The following is a 20,916-nucleotide window of genomic DNA, read 5'->3' as shown; positions in this document are numbered from 1 at the left end:
CGGTGCACGCCGAGCCGGTCTGCCGTCTTGCGCACCGACTGGCCCTCGAGCATGCCGTCCAGGTAATCCAGCCATTTGGCGCGGTGGCGCAGCCGGGCCAGCGGCGTACCCGTCAAGGCGCTGAAAGTCTTGCCGCAGGCGCAGCAGCGATAGCGCTGTACCCCGCGGACGTGCCCGTGGCGATGCAGCCGCAGACCCTGACAGGCCGGACATGAAGACGGGCTCCTGGCCTCCTCGATCGTCGCACAGACACGGTCCAGTCCAACTGCCGGGCGCAAAAGCGCGAGCAATTGTTCGCGCTGGCGCCTGGTCAGCTGCGCGACACGTGCCAGCCAGGGTTTGAAGCTTGCTGCCTGCATTGCCACCTCCACTGTCGATCGGACAGTGGTTTGACATCGGCCCAGCTCAACAGTTCAAGATCTCCAACACGTAGTGGTGACAGCGCCAATAAAAAGGCCGCGCTGGGCGCGGCCTCCTGTGTCTACACTGGCTCAGCCTCCACAACTCGAGGTATTCCACTTCCATTCCTGCGTAAACGGATCGAATTCGCGAGGAGCTTCCCAACGCTCGGTTCGCCCATCTGGAAAGCTGCGCACACAGCTTCCATTGACGCAGCGGTTAGTGCAACTCAACACCGTCTTTTGAATCTTGGCCGACTGCCGTTGTCGACTCGCAATGAGTGCCTTTTCCTTTTCCATGACGGTCTGCGCCGCGATCCGGACAAAGCTAGCGGGCTCGTCAGTCGGTCCAAGGTTTTCCGTCACCCGCTCGATTCTGCAAGATTCCCCTTGGCCGGCCGCCATCCGGCAAGCGCGCAGGGCATCGGCTTCTGCCAGTTGGCGGTCACGCACGACGCCGGCGCCAACGTGTTTGCCGGACCTGGCGATGGCGTGCGTCCATTTGCCCCAAGCCGCATCGAGCTTGCAGCTTGCATCGGGCCGACCCTTGATTCCGGCTTCGCATCGGGCCAATGCTTCTTCGCGGGCAGCTGCTTCGGTCAAGTGACGGTGTGCAAAATGCTCGAAGACCATGGCGCCGTTGGAATCAACGGCAGTGGCCCAGGCGACCCACGTGCCGCCACGCTCCCAGAACAGAGCGTCGAACTTGCAGCCCTGGTAGAGCTTGCGGCATTCCGCGAGTACGGCATCGCGTGCCGCACCAGGGTCCTTGCGAATCGCAAACGCGGCTCCGGCAGGGGCATCGGCAAAGGCAATCGCTCCAGCATTATTGGTCGCGCCCATGATCTTGCAGTTGTTTCCCCTGGCTCGGCATCCCTGTAGCGCTTTGACTTTGGCGCGCTCGAGATCGTTCTCGTTGAACGCGATAAAGTTTTTGCCGTTGTCGGCAAAGGCAACGGCCGCAGCCGCATGAGCGGACCAGCTGGAACATGCCAACAGCAGGCCGGCAAAGGTAAAAGCGAGAGTTCGAAAAGGCTTCATGTCAGTTCTTCCAAAGTCGCCCGGCATGGGCTTCCAGGACATGATTCCCGATGGCGTTCTGCCTTTCCAGAGAGCACGCGATGGACACGGCCATTTCTGGAATGGACACGCCGTTTGGTGGAATGCGCCTTGCAGCTACATTTGCCGGAATGCGGCCTGGCCCTGGTAGCCTGCACTCACCGCGAGTACTTCCGGGCGCCCTTTGAGCCGCACCTCCATCTGGCCATCGCGGCGGATGATGGCCTCGATCCTGCGGCGGTTGACGATCGCGCCGCGGCTGACCTGGATGAAGGCATCCGGGTCGAGCTGCAGCATCAGGTCCTTGACGGGAACCCGGATCAGCGCCTCGACCTGCGCCGTCACGACCTTGGTGTACTTGGCATCGGACTGGAAGAAGACGACCTCGTCCGTCGTGATCACGCGGATCATGTTACCGACCGAAGCCTGGATCCAGGCGAGGTAGCATACCGGCTCCGCCGGCGCGGGCGCGGCCGCCGGCGCCGTCTCCTGGCGGGCAGTGCGGGCGCGCAGCCGGTCGATGGTCTCCAGCAGCCGCCCGCGGTTGAGCGGCTTGACCAGGTAGTCGGCCGCGCCGACATCGAAGGCGTCCAGCGCATGCTGGCCGTAGGCAGTAAGAAACACCACGGCGGTTCCGGGCGGGCGCATCCTTGCAACCTCGAGGCCGCTCGCCTTGGGCATGTTGATGTCGAGGAAGGCCACGTCCGGTGCATGCTGCCTGAGTGCGGCCAGGGTCGCCGCACCGTCCGTGGTTTCAGCCACGATCCGCAGTTCGGGCCAGAGGTCGGCCAGCGCCTCCTTCAGTTCGGCCATGAGCAGCGGTTCGTCTTCCGCCAGCAATGCGGTGGGCATCAGTCTTTCCTTTCTTTGAGTGGCAGCACGATGGTCGCGGTGAATCCGGCATCCGGCTCCGCGCCGACTTCGAGCCAGGCCGCGCTGCCGAACATCCCTTCCAGGCGCTGCCGGATGTTCGACAGGCCCACGCCTGTCCCACCGACGCTCGACAGGCCCTTGCCGTTGTCGGCAACGCGCAGGCGCAAGCGGCCGTCCGCGGCGCTGGCCGACAGCACGATCTCGCCGTGCTCGCAGCCGCCGATACCGTGTTTGATGGCGTTCTCCACCAGCGAAATCAGCATCGCCGGCGGGAAGGCATGGTCCTTCAGGGCATCCGGCAACACGAAGCGGTAGGAGAGCCGTTCGCCCATGCGAATCTGCATGATGGCAAGATAGTGCAGGGCCAGGTCCATCTCGCGCACCACGGTCGAGTCTTCGGCGCGCAGCTCGTCCATGGCGCTGCGCAGGTAGGCGATCAGGTGGTCGAGCATATCCTCCCCCGCGGTCACGCTGCTGCGGTAGAGATGGCGCACATTGGCAAGGGTATTGAACAGAAAATGCGGTTCGATCTGGGCCTGCAGGATGCGCAATTGGTTTTCGACGGCCTGATTGCGCAGCGCGTCGCGCTGGCGCTCGGCCGATATCTTGGCCAGCCCGTCGCGCAAGGGCACCAGCAGGTGGGTCTCGATGTACTGCATCTGCGCCAGCGCGTCGAGCGGTGTCGCGAACAGCTCGACCCGATGCCAGCCGGCGCGCAGGACCGAACGCGCCACTACCCGCTGGCCGCCGTCCTGGTCGGCACGCAGGGTAATGAGGAGTTTCATCGGGCAATTGGTCCAGACCAGTTCATATTCCGGGCTGCCGCCGGCATCGCTGACGCGCAGGCGCGGATGCGGGGTGTACCAGAGCCGTCCCAGTCCAGGCATGCTCCTGTTGGTCAGGCGCTCGACCAGGGAAGAAAGGGAATGGCGCAGGTCCGCGGTATCGGCGGTAACGCCAAGCTCCCGCTGGACCAGGCTGCCGTCCGCGGCGGCCAGCACGGCGCCGGGTGTGCCGCTCAGCGCGTGCAGCCTCCAGGCACCGATCAGCATGGTCAGCGCCGGCAGCATCAGCACGAACATGGCCGCGGCGATCCAGTTGCTTTCCTCGAAGAAGTAGGCCAGCAGTTCGCTTTGCGCCTGATGGTCGCCCAGCAGGCCCATCAGGAAGAACGTGCCGCCTGCAACTGCCGCCATGGTCAGCGCAAGCAGGAGCAACTCGACCAGCGCCTGCAATTGCAGGGCCAGGGCATAACGGACCAGCATGCGCGCTGCGGCCCGTGTGCGGACCAGCTGGGCCGCGAATCCGAGATAGATGAACTGTACGGCCAGCAAGGCCAGGAAGCCGGCGGAGCCACCATAGGCCACATGCCAGGTGTGCGGAGTCGCGCCGAACAGCAGGGCAATCCCGGCAACGACGGTTCCGGAAAGGGCGGCCACGACGAGTCCGGTCAGGACCAGGATACTGAGCAGGCTTGTTTTTGCTTGGGTGGCGAAGGTAGTCATCGAATTTCCGAAAAGTGGCAGAGCGCCATCTTTACGAGGTGCAGCATTATGCACCAGCCCTCGTGCGACGAACACGGCCGTTCTCGGAATGGATACGGCTAACCGTGGGATTCAGCGCCAGAGCCCTTGAACGGGACACCCCACTGAGGCAGCTCGTGGTGAAGCCGGCCAGGTTGTCGACGTCGATGGCGCTGTGAGGCAGCGCTGATATTTACAACACGTCGGTTTCGATGACGATGGCGCGAAAGTCGTTGACGTTGGTGCGGGTAGGGCCGGTGACGATCAATTGGCCGAGGGCGGAGAAGAAGCCGTAGCCGTCGTTGTCCGCCAGGTGCGCGCGCGCGTCGCGTCCCTGGGCGCGCGCCCGCGCCAGCGTACCGGGCGCGAGCCAGGCGCCGGCATTGTCTTCGGTGCCGTCGATGCCGTCGGTGTCGGCGGCGAGCGCATGCACGCCCGGCAGGCTGTCGAGGGCGACGCCGAGCGCCAGCAGGAATTCGGCATTGCGCCCGCCCCTGCCCTGGCCGCGCACGGTGACGCTGGTTTCGCCGCCCGAGAGAATCACGCAGGGCGCACCCAGCGGCTGGCCATGCTGCACGACCTGGCGCGCAATACTGGCATGCACCAGCGCCACCTCGCGCGCCTCGCCTTCCATGCTCGACGACAGGATCAGCGGCGCATAGCCGGCCGCGCGCGCGGCGCTTGCCGCGGCATCGAGCGACTGCTGGGCGGTGACGATGACGTGGGTGGCATTGCGCGCCAGGCGCGGATCGCCCGGCAGCGGCGCCGCCAGCTGCGCGTCCATCAGCACCGTGCGCACGGCGCCTGATACAGGAATCCGGTACTTCTCCAGAATGGCGAGCGCGTCCAGGCCGGTGCTGCCGTCGGGCACGGTGGGGCCCGAGGCCACCACGGCCGGATCGTCACCCGGCACGTCCGATACCACCAGGGTCACCACACGCGCCGGATGGCAGGCCAGCGCCAGCCGTCCGCCCTTGATGGCGGACAGGTGCCGGCGCACGCGGTTCATCTCGCCGATCGGCGCGCCACAGCGCAGCAGCTCCCGGTTCAGCGCGCGCTTTTCCTCGAACGTGATGCCGGGCGCGGGCAGCGACATCAGTGCGGAGCCGCCGCCGGACACCAGGCACAGCACCAGGTCATCCGGCCCCAACCCGGCGGCGGCTTCCAGCATGCGGCGGGCCGCGTCCTCGCTGGCCGCGTCCGGCACCGGGTGGCCGGCTTCGATGACCTCGATGTGGCGGGTCGGCGCGCCGTGGCCGTAGCGCGTGACCACCAGTCCCTCGAGCGGCCCCTGCCAGTGGCGCTCGACCGCCTCGGCCATGCGCGCGGCCGCCTTGCCGGCCCCGAGCACCAGGGTGCGCCCCTTGGGCGGCAGCGGCAGGTGCGGCCCGACCAGATGGTAGGGATCGGCGGCGGCCATGGCGGCGTCGAACAGGTGCTGCAACAAGGGGTGGGCGGTGGGCATGGCGGTTCTCATCGGAGCGAAGCACGATATTTACACAAAAGCACCGGGATCGTGAAAACGGCGCCCATCCTCCAAGCGTTGTCGATTTTTTTCGAAAACCCTTGCACACCTTGAATTCCAGCCTCTATAATTCGGGCCTCTTCGGACGCAATGACAAGCGTCAGACAGAAACCTCTGAATAGAGAAGCCGGGCGCTTAGCTCAGTTGGTAGAGCGGATCCCTTACAAGGATTAGGTCGGGAGTTCGAGCCTCTCAGCGCCCACCAAGCACATTCAGCAGGTTGATCGAAGTACTGATCAGAGTAAACGGAGCGGTAGTTCAGTTGGTTAGAATACCGGCCTGTCACGCCGGGGGTCGCGGGTTCGAGCCCCGTCCGCTCCGCCAGTATCAAGAGAAAAGGTCTGATTCGTCGGACCTTTTCTTTTTCAAAGTGACGAAGAAGAATAAAACGGAGCGGTAGTTCAGTTGGTTAGAATACCGGCCTGTCACGCCGGGGGTCGCGGGTTCGAGCCCCGTCCGCTCCGCCAGCTTAAGAGGAAGGGTCCGAGAAGTCGGACCCTTTTTTCGTTCAGCGGTCAGAGTGTCTGTCCCTGCGGACAGACACGGGCCGTGGGCTCGAAGGGATTCGCTTGCAAGCGAATCCGCGGCCCGCGGCACGTGGGCGAGCCCCGTCCGCTTTGAACGTCTCAAATAAAAATGGTCCGCCAACGCGGACCATTTTTATTTGCACTTCAGTCTTTTCAAGCCCTCCGCTGCTGCGGCCTCCCCGCTTCGACCCGATCCCTTCCCCCGCTCTTCGCCGCATACAGCGCATGGTCCGCCCGTGCCAGCGCCATCCCCAGCGTCTCGTTCGGATCGAGCACGACAACGCCGATACTCACCGTCATCGTATAGTTGCTGCCGCTGGTGATCATGACCGCCTCGCGCACGGCCTGGCGCAGGCGTTCGGCGGCGGCCAGCGCACCGGCCAGTTCGGTGCCCGGCAGTACCATCGCGAACTCCTCGCCACCGAGGCGACCGATGGTCTCGTGCGCACGCAGGGTCGCGCGCGCGGTGCAGGCGAACACCTTCAAGGCCTCGTCGCCGGTGGCATGGCCGAAACGGTCGTTGATCTGCTTGAAATGGTCGATATCCATCATCGCCAGCGCCAGCGGCTGGCGCTGGCGCAGCGCAGCCTGGCGTGCGTTCTCGGCGCGCTCGAGGAAGGCGTGGCGGTTCGGCAGGCCGGTGAGGCTGTCGGTCGTGGCCAGGCGCGCCATCTCGGCATCGTCCTTTTCCTTGCACAACAGCAGAAAGCCGAAGCCGTTCACGATCATCAGGAGATAACCGGCCAGGTAAGCCGACTCCTGCGCGGCACGCTGGCCCAGCAGGGCATCGCTGCCCAGGCTGTTGGCGGCCCACAGGGCGACCGAGACCGCAAACAGCGCGTCATTGATACCGATAATCCGCTGCAGCAGCGAGGCGCGGCGCCGCGGACGCAGCAGGATCCAGGCCATCGCCGCCGAGAACAGCGCGAGGACACCGGCGACCAACGCGGTGAGATAGGGTACGGGTGCGCCGACGCTGCCGGCCGCCAGCACGATGGCCAGGGCCAGCGCCGACATCGGCAGCAACACGCGCTGCCAGCGCTCGAGCCCGAAGAAGATGCAGTAGGCGGCCACTTCCAGCGAGATCGCGAGGACCCAGCCGGCGCCCTCGATGCCATTGAGCATGGGCACGTCGAAATAGACCCGGCACCAGCCCAGCAGCTGGCACATGCCCATGCCAAAGCGCGCCCACATCCACAGGCGCAATCCCGGACTGGGCGCGGCGCCATGCGTATAGCCCGCCATGAGAACGGCGAACGCGATGTTGCCGAGGCCTAGCGCCAGCAGGAAGGAATGAATATCGAGCACCGCTGATCCCATGGGTGAGCCATTAACTTCACCACAATCATGTTCATTTATTAATATATGTTTCCTTAAAGAACTATATTACACGCTTTCCCAACCATGGGTCCGCACAATTGAATAGACATGTGTAGAGCGCAACACTTTCAGTTGGGACATATGCGGGTCACAGCTTTTTTGATGCGCAGCAGCACCCGATAGCGGATAATCATCCGACAACATACCAACGCACCATGCTGGAGCAATCGTGATTTTCGGTTTCCTCAAGTCGCCCAAGATGTCGCCGCGCCTGCATCGCCTGAAGAACCTGGCGCTGTTCTCGGCATTGACGCCGCTGGAACTGGAAATCGTCGACGGCCTGTTGCACGAGCGCCGCTACCTCACCGACGAGATCGTTTTCGACGAGGGCGAGGAAGGCCAGGCGCTGTACCTGATCATGAGCGGCCGGGTCCTCATCAGCAAGCTGCACGAAGGCAGCAACCAGGTGGTGGCCGAGCTCGGGCCGGGCAGCTTCTTCGGTGACCTGGCCCTGCTCGACAACTCCCCGCGCAATGCCCAGGCACGCGCCGTCGAGCCCTGCGAGATGGCGGTGTTCTTCCGCGCCGACTTTCTTGGGCTGCTGGAGACCGATGCCGTGATCGGCTACAAGATCTCGCTGGCGCTGGCACGCCACATCGGCCTGCGCCTGCGCGAATGGATGGGCACCGGCCGTCCCCAGCTGGAAGCCCTATGAACCGCAGCGAGCGCGCCGGGCCGTTCGTGTGGACCGGGATCATCGCCGCCACCTGCGTACTGCTGCTGGTGGTGCAGCAGATGCTGTGGCTGGCCCTGCCCTTCCTGTTCGGCGGAGTGCTGCACTACATCCTGGTCGGGCCGATGCAGCGCCTGGTGCGCGGCGGCTACGGCCGCAATGCCGCGGCGATGCTGGTCTGCCTGGGCTTCTTCGCCGCCCTAGCGCTGGCCCTGACCGCGGCTTTCTCGTGGAGCCGCGGGCCGGAAGAAGAGTCGTGGGAACAGACGGTCGGCCTCTACCTCGACGGCGGCATCGCCTTCGTGCACAACACCATGACCCTGCTCGAGAAGCGCTTCCCGCTGCTGGCCGAGATGCGCCTGACCTCGACCGTGAACGGCATCTTCCGCGCCCATACCGACAACTTCGCCGAAAAGCACCTGGGCGAGATCCTGGTCGCGCTCGCGACCTGGGTGCCCTCGCTGCTGCTGGCGCCCTTCCTCGCCTTCTTCTTCCTGCGCGATGGCCTGCGCTTCAAGAAATTCCTGGCGCGCGCGGTGCCGAACGCCTATTTCGAGCGCGCGCTCTACCTGCTGCACGAAGTCGACCAGACCGCGCGCCGCTATTTCGAGGGCCTGCTCAAGCTGACCGTGCTCGACACGGCGGTGCTGGCGCTGGGCCTGTGGACGATCGGCGTGTCCTCGCCGCTGCTGCTGGGCCTGTTCTGCGCGGTGCTGGCCTGGGTGCCTTTCGTGGGCTCGGTGGTCGGCTGCGTACTGGTGGTGATCGTCGCCTCGACCGATGCGCCCAGCAATCCCTTCATCGCCTACGGCGCCATCGGCGTGTTCGTGCTGGTGCGCCTGCTGGACGACTTCGTGTTCATGCCGCTGACCCTCGGGCGCAGCATCCGCGTCCATCCCCTGGTGACGGTCTTGATGATCTTCATCGGCGGCGCGCTGGCCGGCGTGGTGGGACTGATGCTGGTGCTGCCGCTACTGGGCGTGGTGATGGTGGTGGGCGAGACGCTGGGACGCCTCGTCACCAATCCGCGCCTGCGCGCCCGGCACCGCTATGCGCGCACCCTGCGCACGCGCCAGGCCAGCATCGACCTGGATGTCGCCCATGAGCGGCGCGCACGCACGGTGCCAGGGATAGAGAGCTAGTGCATCCGGATCTCGCCCCGGAACGCTGAGCCCGACCTGTTCGATCCCGCGTTGTCGTAATCGACGACCACGGCGCCGCTGGCGGGATCGGTATGCCAGATCTTCAGCCCGACCCGTCCCGTCGCGCCGGTAGCGCCTGCCGCCGTGTTCAGGCTGAAGCGATAGCCGCTGCGGCCGTTGAGGCTGCCGCTGCCCTCGAAGCCGCGTGCCCCGGACTGCTTCACCATGCGGATGTCCTCGCTGCTGAACTGCAGTCCGGTGCCGTTGAGGCTCAGGCGCGGCGCCGCCTTGCCGCCGGACGGGAACAGGAAGCTGAGGTCCACCCGGTCGACCCTGCTGCCGGCCGCCTTGTGGGCGCCGCGCGGGGACATGAACCAGCCGCTGGCGGCCGTCACGCCGGGCGCCGCTTCGTAGGCCACGACGGTACGGCTGACGGCCGCGCCCTGGCCGCTGCGGTCGGCGACTTTCGCCTGCAGCGTGTAGACGCCGGGCGCCGCGTAGGCGTGCTGGGCACTGGCGGCGCCGCTGCCCTCGCGCATGCGCATGCTGCCCTGCTGGTCGCCGCTGCCGTCGCCCCAGTTCCACAGGACATTATGACTGGCGGCCTTATCCTCGCTCGCGGTGCTCACCGAGGATGCGAACGGGCGGCCTACCGGCACCAGGCCGTTGGCCACGACCGGGCCGACCGACTGCGTGCGGGTCGGGCAGCTGTCGGGCACTAGCAGCACCAGACCGGCATTCGATTCGGCCAGGATGTAGCCATCGTCCGAGATCGTGGCGGCGTCTCTCAGCACCAGCCCGGCCGGCGCATTACGCAGGCGCGTGTTCAGGTCGATCACGCCGCCCTTCGGCGTCCAGAGCACGGCGTGGAAATCCAGGTCGCCGGCGGTGAATGATCCGCCCACTACCTCCCGTTTGTTGTTGCCGCCGGAGGAAAGCGCGTCGCTGCCGCCCAAGGTGCCGAGAATGCGCATGCCGCCTTCACGGGTCCAGGAGAACGCGCGCCTGCCATCGTCCCGCAGCAGGAAACCGAATACGTGTCCGTTCGGCGTAACCCCCTGCACGAACGCATCGTCGCGGCCGGAAGGGCCGATATCCCGCATGCCGCTACGACGCGTCCAGGCAAAGGCATGGGTAGCAACATTGCCGCGCAGCGCCGCTTGGCCCGCTATCAGGCCATCTTCGGAGATGCCCCACGCAACCGAGCTCGTGCCGCCAAGAGTGCCGAGATCCTGCAAGCCCTTCTGGCGTGTCCATCTGAAGGCATGATAGTTGCTGTTGTCGTTCTGGCCAGATGCGCCTGCAACCTCGCCGGCATCGTTGATCGCAATGGCAGTGCTGAAGCTATCGGAACGCGAATCGAGCAGGCCGAGATCGCGCATGCCCTCGCGCGGATTCCAGATGAATGCGTGGGACCTGCCGTCGGGAGCATCCGCGTGTCCGACCACCTGACCCAGGTTATTCATTGCACGTGCGACGGAGCTACCGTCCCTGCCGAGAGTGCCGAGATCGCGCATGCCGCCTGCCCTGCTCCAGATAAAGGCATGATAGATCTCGCCGGGATTTTCTGGCGTGCCCACGTCGCGGATGAAGCCGGTGCCGGCGATCTGTCCGGCATCGTTGAGGTCGCTGACGCCAGTGGTCCGGCCATTGAGCGAGCCGATGTCCACCAAGCTGCGGCCGTCATAGAACCAGCCACGGGTCACGAATCCGGTGACGGTCGAGAACGCAAGCTGGTTGCGCGCATTGAAGGCCCAGCCCCCGGTCAGACTCTCGCCGGCCGGGCGCAGGTTGATCACGCGATACATGGTCGGCGAGTACCCCTTGGCGAGTGCCTGCTCATCCGCCGGCGGCGTTTGCCAGGCAGTGGCCACACCCGTGATGAGCATGCTGCCGAGCAGGCATGCGGACAGCCGGAGCAGGCCTGGCAGCGCCCGGCCTGGGTCGTTTATGCGGTTCACTTTGTGCTCCCGGAAAGAAGTGATCGTGCAGGTCTGCGGCTTGTGCCGGCGACCCTCCACGATCGATTCTGACGTCCGGTTCCAGCGCTATCCTGTGCGCGCACAAAGCCCCATCAGCTTGTTTTTCAGCCAGATTCCTCAGTAAAAAGGCGAAAAAAAACCGGAGACCAGCTCCGGTTCTTGTGTCGGCAACGCTGCCTTATTTACGCCCTGCCTTCGGCTTGGACTTGATCGTATCGAGGATCGAAGGCCTTGCCTTGGACGACGCGGCCACGACCGCGGCCGGCGCACGTTCGACGCGCACCTGCACCTTGTCGCGTCCGGCACCACGGGCGGTGCCCGGTCCACGCTTGCCGACCTCACGCTCGCCCACCGGCGTACCGCCCGGCACCATGCGCTTGCGGTCCCAGTCCGGCGCCGGCTCGGCGCCTGGCGGCGGCACCAGGTGGCGCTCGCCCGTGCCGATCAGGTCGCCACGTCCCATGCGTTTCAGGCCCTCGCGCAGGACCGGCCAGTTCTCCGGATCGTAGTAGCGCAGGAAGGCCTTGTGCAGCTTGCGGGTCTTGCCGCTCTTGGCGGTTTCGACGACTTCCGAATCTTCCGTCACCTTCGCCAGCGGGTTCTTGCCGGAGTGGTACATGGTGGTGGCCATCGCCATCGGCGTCGGCGTGAAGGTCTGCACCTGGTCGAGCCTGAAGTTGTTCTTCTTCAGCCACAGGGCCAGGTTCAGCATGTCCTCGTCGGTCGAGCCCGGGTGGGCCGCGATGAAGTACGGAATCAGGTATTGCTTCTTGCCGGCCTCGATCGAGTACTTGTCGAACAGGCGCTTGAACTCGTCGTAGGCGCCGATGCCCGGCTTCATCATCTTCGACAGCGTGCCCTGCTCGGTGTGCTCGGGCGCGATCTTCAGCAGGCCGCCCACGTGGTGGGTGACCAGTTCCTTGACGTACTCGGGCGAGCGCACGGCCAGGTCGTAGCGCAGGCCGGAACCGATCAGGATCTTCTTGATCCCGGGAATGGCGCGCGCCTTGCGGTACAGCGAGATCAGCTTGCTGTGGTCGGTGCCGAGGTTGCTGCAAATCGTCGGGTAGACGCACGACAGGCGGCGGCAGGATTCCTCGATTTTCTTGTCCTTGCAGGCCAGGCGGTACATGTTGGCGGTCGGACCGCCCAGGTCGGTGATGGTGCCGGCAAAATTCTTGGTGGTGTCGCGGATCAGCTCGATCTCGCGCAGGATCGAGGGTTCCGAGCGGCTCTGGATGATGCGGCCTTCGTGCTCGGTGATCGAGCAGAAGGTGCAGCCGCCGAAGCAGCCGCGCATGATGTTCACCGAATAGCGGATCATTTCCCAGGCCGGGATGTGGGCCTTGCCATAGCTCGGGTGCGGCGCGCGCGCGTACGGCAGGTCGTAGACGTTGTCCATCTCGTCCATGGCCAGCGGCAGCGGCGGGGCGTTCAGCCAGACGTCGCGGTCGCCGTGCTGCTGCACCAGCGCGCGCGCATTGCCCGGGTTCGACTCGAGGTGGAACACGCGCGAGGCGTGCGCGTACATCACCGGGTCTTCGCTGACGGTCTCGAAACTCGGCAGGCGCACGACAGTCTTGCGCGCCTTTTCACGGGCGGCGGCCTGGCGCTCTTCGCGCGTCATGATCACCACTGGCTTCACCACTGGTTCCGGCTGCGCGTTTTCGGTGGCGCAGGCTTTCGTATCTTCCTGCGCCATCGCGTAGGGGTTCGGATGCGCGTCGACGCGGCCCGGGACGTCGACGCGGGTCGAGTTGTGCACGCTCCACTCTTCGTCCGGCAGCCAGCCGTGCGGCACCAGGAAGGCGGTGCCGCGCAGGTCGCGGATGTTCTTGATGTTCTCGCCCGCGGCGATGCGGCGGGTGACGTCCACCAGCGCGCGTTCGGCATTGCCGAAGATGAGCAGGTCGGCCTTCGACTCGAACAGCACCGAGCGGCGCACCTTGTCCGACCAGTAGTCGTAGTGGGCGATGCGGCGCAGCGAGGCCTCGATGCTGCCGGCGATCACCGGCACGCCCGGGAAGGCTTCGCGGGCGCGCTGGCAGTACACCGTGACGGCGCGGTCAGGACGCTTGTTCGGCTCGGCGTTCGGGGTATAGGCGTCGTCGGAACGGATCTTGCGGTCGGCCGTATAGCGGTTGACCATCGAGTCCATGTTGCCGGCGGTAATGCCCCAGTAGAGGTTCGGCTTGCCGAGCGCGCGGAAGGGCTCGACCGAGGTCCAGTCCGGCTGGCTGATGATGCCGACGCGATAGCCCTGCGCTTCCAGCAGGCGGCCGACCAGCGCCATCCCGAAGCTCGGGTGGTCGATGTAGGCGTCTCCGGTGACCAGGATGATGTCGCACGAATCCCACCCGAGCTTGTCCATTTCGGCACGGGACATCGGGAGGAAAGGCGCGACGGGAGCGCGGCTGGAGCGCTTCGGGACGCTCGCGAAAAGGTTCACTGGGGAGTTCATTGGCCGGTATTGTACCGGAAAACCATTTTTGGGTCTCCCTTGATACCCAAAAATGGCTTACTTATCAATGAGTTGCAGCACGGCAGTAGGCTCAGATACCCATGTTGGACAACATATTGCCGAGCTGGCGCAGGCCGGCCGAGAAGGTCGGGTGGTTCGCATCGAAGCGGGCGGCCAGTTCCTGGGTACGGGAAGACAGGCCGTAGGTGTTCTCGTCGAGCTCGTTCTCGGCGTGGCGCGCCAGGGCGCGGTCGATGTCGCCGTCGAGCTGGCGCAACAGGGTTTCCAGCTCGGGATCGACGTTATCGGTTTCCTGCAGGTGGCGGTGCAAGGCTTTCAGGTGCGCCTTCAGGTTCGCATCGCGTTCGTGTTCGTTCTCGTTCAGCATTGTCGCTCTCGCTAGTTGGTGAAGCGGGTCTCGAGGTACAGCGCCTCGACCTGCTCGCGCGCCCATGGGGTGCGACGCAAAAACTTCAGGCTCGACTTGATGCTCGGGTCTTTCTGGAAACAATTAATGTCGATCCGGCGGCCGAGTCCCTCCCAGCCGTAGTGCTCGACGAGGCGGGTTAACAGGGATTCTAAAGTAATACCGTGGAGGGATTGAACACTCATCGCTTGGGGATTTGCTGTTGAAGGGAATTGCGGGAGTGTATACAAGCGCCGGCCGCATTGCACGGCCGGCGCCAAATGGGCTTTAGTGCGTCTAACAAAACCCCGAGGGCAAGGCGCATTGCCGAAGACAGTACGCTAGTACGGCGAGGCGATGCAACGCAGCCATCGGGGGAATTGTTAGGCGCTCTTATTCGCCCGTCAGGCCGCGGCGCTCCAGCAGCGGACGCACCTGCGCGTCACGGCCGCTGAAGTTGCGGTACATCTGCATCGCATCGATGGTGCCGCCACGCGACAGCAGGGTCTTGCGGAAGTGGTCGCCGTTCTTGCGGGTCAGGCCGCCGTTTTCCTTGAACCAGTTGACGGTATCCGCGTCCAGCTTCTCGGCCCACAGGTAGCCGTAGTAGCCGGCCGAGTAGCCGCCCGAGAAGGTGTGCGAGAAGTAGGTGGTGCGGTAGCGCGGCGGCACCAGCGCGAAGTCCACGCCCGCTTTCTTGAGCGCGTCAGCCTCGAAGGCCAACACGTCAGTCGGGATCTGGTTCGGCGACAGCTGGTGCCAGGCCTGGTCCAGCAGCGCCGCGGCCAGGTACTCGGTGGTGCGGAAGCCTTCGTTGAACTGCTGCGAAGCCTGCACCTTGTCCAGCAGTTCCTTCGGCATCGGCGCGCCGGTCTGGTAGTGCTTGGCGTAGTTCGCCAGCACTTCCGGCCAGGTCATCCACATCTCGTTCACCTGCGAGGGGAACTCGACATAGTCGCGCGGCACGCGCGAGCCCGAGAAGCGCGGGTACTTCACGTCCGAGAACATGCCATGCAGGGCGTGGCCGAACTCGTGGAAGGTGGTGCGCACTTCGTCGTAGGTCAGCAGGGTCGGTTCGCCCGCGGCCGGCTTGGCGATGTTCAGGTTGTTCGCGATGACCGGCTTGGTGCCCATCAGCTTGCTTTGCGGGACCCAGGCATTGGCCCAGGCGCCGCCGCGCTTGTTCGGGCGCGCGTAGGGATCGAAGGTGAAGATCGCCAGCTGCTTGCCGTCGTGGTCGAACACGTCGAACACGCGCACGTCCTCGTTGTAGGCCGGCAGGTCCTTGCGCTCCTTGAACGTGATGCCGAATTCCTTGGTAGCGGCGAAGAACACGCCATCCACCAGCACGCGGTTCAGTTCGAAATAGGGTTTCAACTGGTTGCCGTCGAAGGCGTACTTGGCGGCGCGCACCTTGTCGCTGTAGAAGGCCCAGTCGTGCGCGGCGGCCTGGAAGCCGCCTTTTTCCTGGTCGATCGCCTGCTGGATCTCGGCTGCTTCCTTGCGCGCGTTGTTCACGGCCGGCTTGGCGAATTCGGCCAGCAGCTGGTTCACCGCTTTGGTATCCTTGGCGGTCTGGTCGGCCAGGTTGTAGGCCGCGTGGTTCGGGTAGCCCAGCAGCACGGCGCGCTGGGCGCGCAGCTTGGCGATCTTCAGCACGACCTCGCGGTTGTCGAATTCGCCGCCGCGCGAGCCGCGCGCCATGGATGCCGCCAGCAGCTTCTCGCGGGTGGCGCGGTTGGTCAGCACCGACAGGCCTGCCTGCTGGGTGGTGTTCACGACCGGGATCACGAACTTGCCGTCCAGGCCACGCTTCTTGGCTTCGGCGGCGGCGGCGTCGATCGCCTTGTCGGACATGCCGGCCAGCTCGGCGCGGCTGTCCACCACCAGGGCCGAGGCATTCGCTTCCTTCAGCACGTTCTGGGCGAACTGGGTCGACAGCGCGGCCAGCTGGCCGTTCATCTCTTTCAGTTTCTGCTTGTCGGCGTCGGACAGCTGGGCGCCGGCGCGCACGAAGTCGGTGTGGTAGCGCTCGATCAGGTACTGGCCCTCGGCGTCCAGGCCCAGCTTGCTGCGCTTGTCGTACAGCGTCTTGATGCGGGCGTACAGCTTCGAGTTCAGGCGGATCGCGTCGTTATGGGCCGACAGCTTCGGCGCCAGTTCCTTGTCCAGGGCCTGCAGCGCGTCGTTGGTGTACGAACCCTTCAGGGTGCCGAAGGCGGCGCCGACACGGTTCATCAGCTGGCCCGAACGCTCCATCGCGACGATGGTGTTCTCGAAGGTGGGCGCCGCCTTGTTGTTGGCGATCGCCTCGATTTCGAGCGCTTCCTGGCGCATCGCTTCGGCAAAGGCCGGGGCGAAGTGCTCGTTCCTGATCTTGTCCCAGGCCGGGTAGTTGAACGGCAGGGTGCTCGGCTTGGCGAACGGGTTCGAGGCTTCGAGCATCGAAGCGGGAGCGGCGTAGGCCAGGGCGGAAGCGGCGCTGGCGGCGGCGACCAGCAGGATGTGTGGACGGATCATGGTGTCCTCGTTATGGTTTTAGTTGAAGAATGCTGCAATCAAAAAGCCGGCGCGAGCGCCGGCTTCATCGACATCAGTTCAGGCCACGGCGCTCGAGCAGCGGCTCGATGACCGGATCGCGGCCGCGGAAGTCGCGGTACATCTGCACCGCATCCATGGTGCCGCCCTTCGAGAGCACCATCTTGCGGAAGCGGTCGCCGTTCTTGCGCTGCAGGCCGCCGTTTTCCTTGAACCATTCGCCGGCGTCGGCATCCAGGCGTTCGGCCCACAGGTAGCTGTAGTAGCCGGCCGAGTAGCCGCCCGAGAAGGCGTGCGAGAAGTAGGTCGAGCTGTAGCGCGGCGGGACCGGCGCGAAGTCCAGGCCCGCGTCACGCAGTGCCTGCTCTTCGAAGGATTTCACGTCCGTCGGGATGGCCTTCGAGCCGAGCTGGTGCCAGCGCTGGTCGATCACCGCGGCGGCCAGGTACTCGGTGGTGCGGTAGCCTTCGTTGAACTTCTGCGAGGCGCGCAGCTTGTCCAGCAGTTCCTTCGGCATCGGTTCGCCGGTCTGGTAGTGCTTGGCGTAGTTGGCCAGCACTTCCGGCCAGGCCATCCACATCTCGTAGACCTGCGACGGCAGCTCGACGTAGTCGCGCGGCACGCTGGTGCCCGAGAAGCGCGGGTACTTCACCTTCGAGAACCAGCCGTGGGTGCCGTGGCCGAATTCGTGGAAGGTGGTGCGCACTTCGTCCCAGGTGAGCAGGGTCGGCTCGCCCGGCGCCGGCTTGGCCAGGTTCAGGTTGTTGGTGATGACCGGCTTGTTGCCCAGCAGGGTGCTTTGGCTGACCAGGGCGCCCATCCAGGCGCCGCCGCGCTTGTTCGAGCGCGCGTACGGGTCGAGCACGAAGATTGCCAGGTGCTCGCCGTTCTCTTCGAACACGTCGTACACACGCACGTCGGCGTCATACACCGGCAGGTCCTTGCGCTGCTTGAAGGTGATGCCCCACAGCTTGTTGGCGGCGAAGAAGGCGCCGTCGTTCAGCACGCGGTCGAGTTCGAAGTAAGGCTTGAGCTGGTTGGCATCGAAGGCGTACTTGGCGGCGCGCACCTTGTCGCTGTAGTAGTTCCAGTCGTAGGCCGCGACCTTGAAGCCGCCCTTCTCCGCATCGATCATTTCCTGGATCTCGGCGGCTTCCTTCTTGGCGTTGCGCACGGCCGGCACGGCCAGGTCGGACAGCAGCTTGTTGACCGCCGTGGTGTCCTTGGCGGTCTGGTCTTCCAGCGAGTAGGCGGCGTGGCTGCTGTAGCCCAGCAGCTCGGCGCGCTCGGCGCGCAGCTTGGCCAGCTGCAGCACGATGTCGCGGTTGTCGAATTCGCCGCCGCGCGAACCGCGCACGGTCGAGATCGACAGCAGCTTCTCGCGGGTGCCGCGCACGTTCAGCGTCGACAGCGGGCCCTGCTGGGTGGTGTTCACGACCGGGATCACGAACTTGCCGTCCAGGCCGCGCTTCTTCGCTTCCGCGGCGGCGGCGTCGATGGCCTTGGCCGGCAGGCCGGCCAGCTCTTCGCGGGTGTCGACCACGAAGGCCGAGGCGTTCACTTCCTTCAGCACGTTCTGGCTGAACTGGGTCTGCAGGGCGGCCAGCTTGCCGTTGTACTCGCGCAGCTTCTGTTTGTCGGCATCCGACAGCTTGGCGCCGGCGCGCACGAAGTCCTTGTGGTAGCGCTCGATCAGGTACTTCGACTCGGCGTCCAGGCCCAGCTTGTCGCGCTTGGCGTACAGGGTCTGGATGCGCTGGAACAGTTTCGGGTTCAGGCGGATGGCGTCGCCGTGGGCGGCCAGTTTCGGCGCCAGTTCCTTGTCCAGGGCCTGCAGGCTGTCGTTGGTGTAGGAACCGACCAGGGTGCCGAACACGGTCGAAACGCGGTTCAGCAGACGGCCCGAACGCTCCATCGCGACGATGGTGTTCTCGAAGGTCGGCGCAGCCTTGTTGTTGGCGATCGCTTCGACTTCGGCAGCCTGTTCGCGCATGCCTTCGGCGAAGGCCGGGGCGAAGTGCTCGTTCTTGATCTTGTCGAAGGCCGGGTAGCCGTACTGGAGGGTGCTCGGCTTGGCGAACGGGTTGGTCGCGTCGAGCGGCGCGGCATAGGCCAGGTTGGCCATCGCGACGCTGGCCGCGATCAGGAGCATACGGGGACGATTCATGGTGTCTCGGATGGTGATTGAACTACGTTGGAACACGCCTGCCTTTCGCCGCCGGGCTTGTGGCCCGGCGGCGAAAGGCGCAGCGCAGGGAAAAATCTTTGCCGGCTCAGTTGCCCACCAAACCACGGCGTTCCAGCAGCGGTTCGATGACCGGATCGCGGCCACGGAACTGACGGAACAGGTCCATCGCATCGGCGCTGCCGCCACGCGACAGCAGGGTCTTGCGGAAGTGGTCGCCGTTCTTGCGCGACAGGCCGCCGCTCTCGGTGAACCACTGCACGGTGTCGGCATCGAGCTTTTCGCTCCACAGGTAGGCGTAGTAGCCGGCCGAATAACCGCCGTTCATCGAGTGCGAGAAATAGGTCGTGCGGTAGCGCGGCGGCACCGGCGCGAAGTCGACGCCCGCGTCCTTCAATGCCTTGGCCTCGAAGGCCAGCACGTCGCTCGGGACCTGGGACGGCTTGAGCTGGTGCCAGCGCTGGTCGAGCAGCGAGGCGGCCAGGTATTCGGTGGTCATGTAGCCCTGGTTGAACTTTTTAGAAGCGACCACCTTGTCCAGCAGCTCCTTCGGCATCGGCGCGCCGGTCTGGTGGTGCTTGGCATAGTTGGACAAAACCTCGGGCCAGATCGCCCACATCTCGTTGACCTGCGACGGGTACTCGACGAAGTCGCGCGGCACATTGGTGCCCGAGAAGTGCGGATACTTCACGTCAGAGAACATGCCGTGCAGCGCGTGGCCGAACTCGTGGAAGGCGGTGCGCACCTCGTCATAGGTCAGCAGGGTAGGCTGGCCGGCGGGAGGTTTCGGGATGTTCAGGTGGTTGCCGACCACCGGCTTCTTGCCCAGCAGGTGAGATTGCGACACGTATTCGTTCATCCAGGCGCCGCCCTGCTTGTTGCCGCGCGCGTAGGGGTCGAACAGGAAGATCGCCAGCTGCTTGCCGTCGTGGTCGAAGACGTCGAACACGCGCACGTCCGGATCGTAGACCGGCAGGTCCTTGCGTTCCTTGAAGGTGATGCCGTATTCCTTGGTGGCGGCGAAGAACACGCCGTCCACCAGCACGCGGTTCAGCTCGAAGTAGGGACGCAGCTGGTTCTCGTCGAAGTTGTACTTCGCGGCGCGCACCTTGTCCTGGTACAGCGGCCAGTCATACGAGGCGAGCTTGAAACCGCCCTTCTCCTGGTCGATGACCTTCTGGATCTCGGCCGCCTCCTTGCGCGCGTTGTTCACCGCCGGCTTGGCCAGCTCGGCAAGCAGCCTGTTGACGGCGGCCGGGTTCTTGGCGGTTTCCAGTTCCTGCGAATAGGCCGCGTAGTTCGGGTAGCCCAGCAGCGCTGCGCGCTCGGCGCGCAGCTTGACCAGGCGCAGCACCAGCTGGCGGGTATCGAACTCGCCGCCGCGGCTGCCGCGGTTCAGCGAGGCCGCCATCAGGCGCTCGCGGGTCTTGCGGTTGGTGAGGGTGGCCAGCGGCGGCTGGCTGCTGGTGTTGACGATGGCGATCGCGTACTTGCCCTTCAGGCCACGCTTTTCCGCCTCGGCGGCAGCAGCATTGATCTCGGCGTCGGAGAAACCTGCCAGTTCGCCGCGTGTGTTCACGATCAGCGCCGAGGCATTGGCTTCCTTCAGCACGCGCTGCGAGAAGTCCGACTGCAGCGAGGCGATCTCGGCGTTGTATTTCTTGAGCTTGTCCTTGTCGGCGGCGGACAGGTTGGCGCCCGCGCGCACGAATTCCTTGTACACGCGCTCCAGCAGGTGCTTCGATTCGGCGTCCAGGCCCAGGGTGGCGCGCTTGGCGTGCAGGGTCTTCACGCGCTGGAACAGGGCCGGGTTCAGGTAGATTGCGTCGTTGTGCGCGGCCAGCTTGGGCGACATCTCGCGGTCGACCGCGTCCAGCACGTCGTTGGTGTTGGCCGTCTGCAAGTTGGAGAACACGGCGGCTACGCGCGCCAGCATCTGGCCGGCACGCTCCATGGCGACGATGGTGTTCTCAAAAGTAGGCGCCGCCTTGTCCCTGGCGATGGCGTCGATCTCGCGCAGGTGTTCGGCCATGCCGGCGGCGTAGGCCGGCAGGAAGTGCTCGTTCTTGATCTTGTCGAAGGCCGGATAGTTCAGCGGCAGGCTGCTGGGCTGGGCGAACGGGTTGGCGGCGTCGAGGGCAGGCGCTGCCGGTGCAGCCACTGCGGTGTGCGCGAGCGCGAGGCTGGCGGCAACGATGAACAGGTGTGGTCGGTTCATGCGATCTTTCGGACTCTTTTGAAGGA

15 protein-coding genes and 3 tRNA genes are annotated in these 20,916 nt (G+C 65.1%); 5 read left to right on the top strand and 13 right to left on the bottom strand.

Annotation, left to right across the window (positions count from 1 at the left end):
• The 5 genes from YWC_RS32890 to YWC_RS0117195 all read right to left on the bottom strand — a co-directional run.
• Positions 1-359, bottom strand: a 359-nt coding sequence (locus YWC_RS32890) for an IS1/IS1595 family N-terminal zinc-binding domain-containing protein (protein WP_036214862.1), incomplete at its 3' end; no start/stop codon positions are given.
• Positions 360-491: 132 nt separating this feature from the next.
• On the bottom strand, positions 492-1,439 hold the full coding sequence (locus YWC_RS0117210) for a DUF4189 domain-containing protein (protein WP_169728131.1): 948 nt from the start codon (positions 1,437-1,439) through the stop codon (positions 492-494).
• A gap of 135 nt (positions 1,440-1,574) precedes the next feature.
• Entirely contained in the window at positions 1,575-2,309 is a 735-nt protein-coding gene (locus YWC_RS0117205; RefSeq protein ID WP_027866494.1) for a LytR/AlgR family response regulator transcription factor, read from the bottom strand.
• A complete protein-coding gene (locus YWC_RS31675) occupies positions 2,309-3,835 on the bottom strand; it encodes a histidine kinase (protein WP_051306526.1) in 1,527 nt (508 codons plus the stop codon). Before YWC_RS31675 ends, YWC_RS0117205 begins: the two co-directional genes overlap by 1 nt.
• 211 nt (positions 3,836-4,046) lie before the next feature.
• Positions 4,047-5,318 carry a glycerate kinase type-2 family protein gene (locus YWC_RS0117195; protein ID WP_211238981.1) on the bottom strand — a complete coding sequence of 424 codons (1,272 nt, stop codon included), beginning with the start codon at positions 5,316-5,318 and terminating at the stop codon, positions 4,047-4,049.
• A gap of 189 nt (positions 5,319-5,507) precedes the next feature.
• On the opposite strand from YWC_RS0117195, the gene YWC_RS0117190 reads away from it, so the two are divergent.
• The 3 genes from YWC_RS0117190 to YWC_RS0117180 all read left to right on the top strand — a co-directional run bounded on the left by YWC_RS0117190 (position 5,508) and on the right by YWC_RS0117180 (position 5,845).
• Positions 5,508-5,583, top strand: a tRNA-Val gene (locus tag YWC_RS0117190).
• Positions 5,584-5,625: 42 nt separating this feature from the next.
• A tRNA-Asp gene (locus tag YWC_RS0117185) sits at positions 5,626-5,702 on the top strand.
• A 66-nt stretch (positions 5,703-5,768) separates the two neighbouring features.
• A tRNA-Asp gene (locus YWC_RS0117180) sits at positions 5,769-5,845 on the top strand.
• Positions 5,846-6,058: 213 nt separating this feature from the next.
• Here the strand turns inward: YWC_RS0117180 and YWC_RS0117175 are convergent.
• The gene (locus YWC_RS0117175; RefSeq protein ID WP_027866492.1) at positions 6,059-7,213 is read right to left on the bottom strand and encodes a GGDEF domain-containing protein; all 1,155 of its coding nucleotides are present in this window, start codon (positions 7,211-7,213) and stop codon (positions 6,059-6,061) included.
• Between the two features lie 241 nt (positions 7,214-7,454).
• On the opposite strand from YWC_RS0117175, the gene YWC_RS0117170 reads away from it, so the two are divergent.
• Positions 7,455-7,940, top strand: coding sequence for a cyclic nucleotide-binding domain-containing protein (locus YWC_RS0117170; RefSeq protein ID WP_027866491.1), 486 nt, complete (start codon positions 7,455-7,457; stop codon positions 7,938-7,940).
• Positions 7,937-9,100 carry an AI-2E family transporter gene (locus tag YWC_RS0117165; protein ID WP_027866490.1) on the top strand — a complete coding sequence of 388 codons (1,164 nt, stop codon included), beginning with the start codon at positions 7,937-7,939 and terminating at the stop codon, positions 9,098-9,100. Before YWC_RS0117170 ends, YWC_RS0117165 begins: the two co-directional genes overlap by 4 nt.
• Here the strand turns inward: YWC_RS0117165 and YWC_RS0117160 are convergent.
• From YWC_RS0117160 to YWC_RS0117125, 7 genes are all read right to left on the bottom strand, one after another.
• Positions 9,097-11,061 carry a PKD domain-containing protein gene (locus YWC_RS0117160; RefSeq protein ID WP_156923772.1) on the bottom strand — a complete coding sequence of 655 codons (1,965 nt, stop codon included), beginning with the start codon at positions 11,059-11,061 and terminating at the stop codon, positions 9,097-9,099. The genes YWC_RS0117165 and YWC_RS0117160 overlap by 4 nt on opposite strands.
• A gap of 199 nt (positions 11,062-11,260) precedes the next feature.
• On the bottom strand, positions 11,261-13,543 hold the full coding sequence (locus tag YWC_RS0117150) for a YgiQ family radical SAM protein (RefSeq protein WP_027866487.1): 2,283 nt from the start codon (positions 13,541-13,543) through the stop codon (positions 11,261-11,263).
• Between the two features lie 91 nt (positions 13,544-13,634).
• Positions 13,635-13,931 carry a DUF4404 family protein gene (locus tag YWC_RS0117145; protein WP_027866486.1) on the bottom strand — a complete coding sequence of 99 codons (297 nt, stop codon included), beginning with the start codon at positions 13,929-13,931 and terminating at the stop codon, positions 13,635-13,637.
• An 11-nt stretch (positions 13,932-13,942) separates the two neighbouring features.
• The gene (locus YWC_RS0117140) at positions 13,943-14,155 is read right to left on the bottom strand and encodes a VF530 family protein (RefSeq protein ID WP_027866485.1); all 213 of its coding nucleotides are present in this window, start codon (positions 14,153-14,155) and stop codon (positions 13,943-13,945) included.
• 187 nt (positions 14,156-14,342) lie between these two features.
• Complete coding sequence (locus YWC_RS0117135) at positions 14,343-16,469, bottom strand: M3 family metallopeptidase (protein ID WP_027866484.1); 2,127 nt, start codon at positions 16,467-16,469, stop codon at positions 14,343-14,345.
• A gap of 73 nt (positions 16,470-16,542) precedes the next feature.
• Entirely contained in the window at positions 16,543-18,654 is a 2,112-nt protein-coding gene (locus YWC_RS0117130) for a M3 family metallopeptidase (RefSeq protein WP_027866483.1), read from the bottom strand.
• 106 nt (positions 18,655-18,760) lie between these two features.
• A complete protein-coding gene (locus YWC_RS0117125; protein WP_027866482.1) occupies positions 18,761-20,890 on the bottom strand; it encodes a M3 family metallopeptidase in 2,130 nt (709 codons plus the stop codon).
• Positions 20,891-20,916 lie beyond the last annotated feature (26 nt).

This window comes from Massilia alkalitolerans DSM 17462 (assembly GCF_000427785.1).
Lineage (GTDB): Bacteria > Pseudomonadota > Gammaproteobacteria > Burkholderiales > Burkholderiaceae_D > Telluria > Telluria alkalitolerans.
The sequence above is the reverse complement of the archived record's forward strand: the minus strand, read 5'-3'. Positions and strand labels throughout refer to the sequence as shown.

Excerpts from the sequence above, each read along its gene's own strand:
- YWC_RS0117210 (WP_169728131.1), bottom strand. The coding sequence starts at position 1,439 with ATGAAGCCTTTTCGAACTCTCGCTTTTACCTTTGCCGGCCTGCTGTTG.
- YWC_RS0117205 (WP_027866494.1), bottom strand. The coding sequence starts at position 2,309 with ATGCCCACCGCATTGCTGGCGGAAGACGAACCGCTGCTCATGGCCGAA.
- YWC_RS31675 (WP_051306526.1), bottom strand. The coding sequence starts at position 3,835 with ATGACTACCTTCGCCACCCAAGCAAAAACAAGCCTGCTCAGTATCCTG.
- YWC_RS0117195 (WP_211238981.1), bottom strand. The coding sequence starts at position 5,318 with ATGCCCACCGCCCACCCCTTGTTGCAGCACCTGTTCGACGCCGCCATG.
- YWC_RS0117165 (WP_027866490.1), top strand. The coding sequence starts at position 7,937 with ATGAACCGCAGCGAGCGCGCCGGGCCGTTCGTGTGGACCGGGATCATC.
- YWC_RS0117150 (WP_027866487.1), bottom strand. The coding sequence starts at position 13,543 with ATGAACTCCCCAGTGAACCTTTTCGCGAGCGTCCCGAAGCGCTCCAGC.
- YWC_RS0117145 (WP_027866486.1), bottom strand. The coding sequence starts at position 13,931 with ATGCTGAACGAGAACGAACACGAACGCGATGCGAACCTGAAGGCGCAC.
- YWC_RS0117140 (WP_027866485.1), bottom strand. The coding sequence starts at position 14,155 with ATGAGTGTTCAATCCCTCCACGGTATTACTTTAGAATCCCTGTTAACC.
- YWC_RS0117135 (WP_027866484.1), bottom strand. The coding sequence starts at position 16,469 with ATGATCCGTCCACACATCCTGCTGGTCGCCGCCGCCAGCGCCGCTTCC.
- YWC_RS0117130 (WP_027866483.1), bottom strand. The coding sequence starts at position 18,654 with ATGAATCGTCCCCGTATGCTCCTGATCGCGGCCAGCGTCGCGATGGCC.
- YWC_RS0117125 (WP_027866482.1), bottom strand. The coding sequence starts at position 20,890 with ATGAACCGACCACACCTGTTCATCGTTGCCGCCAGCCTCGCGCTCGCG.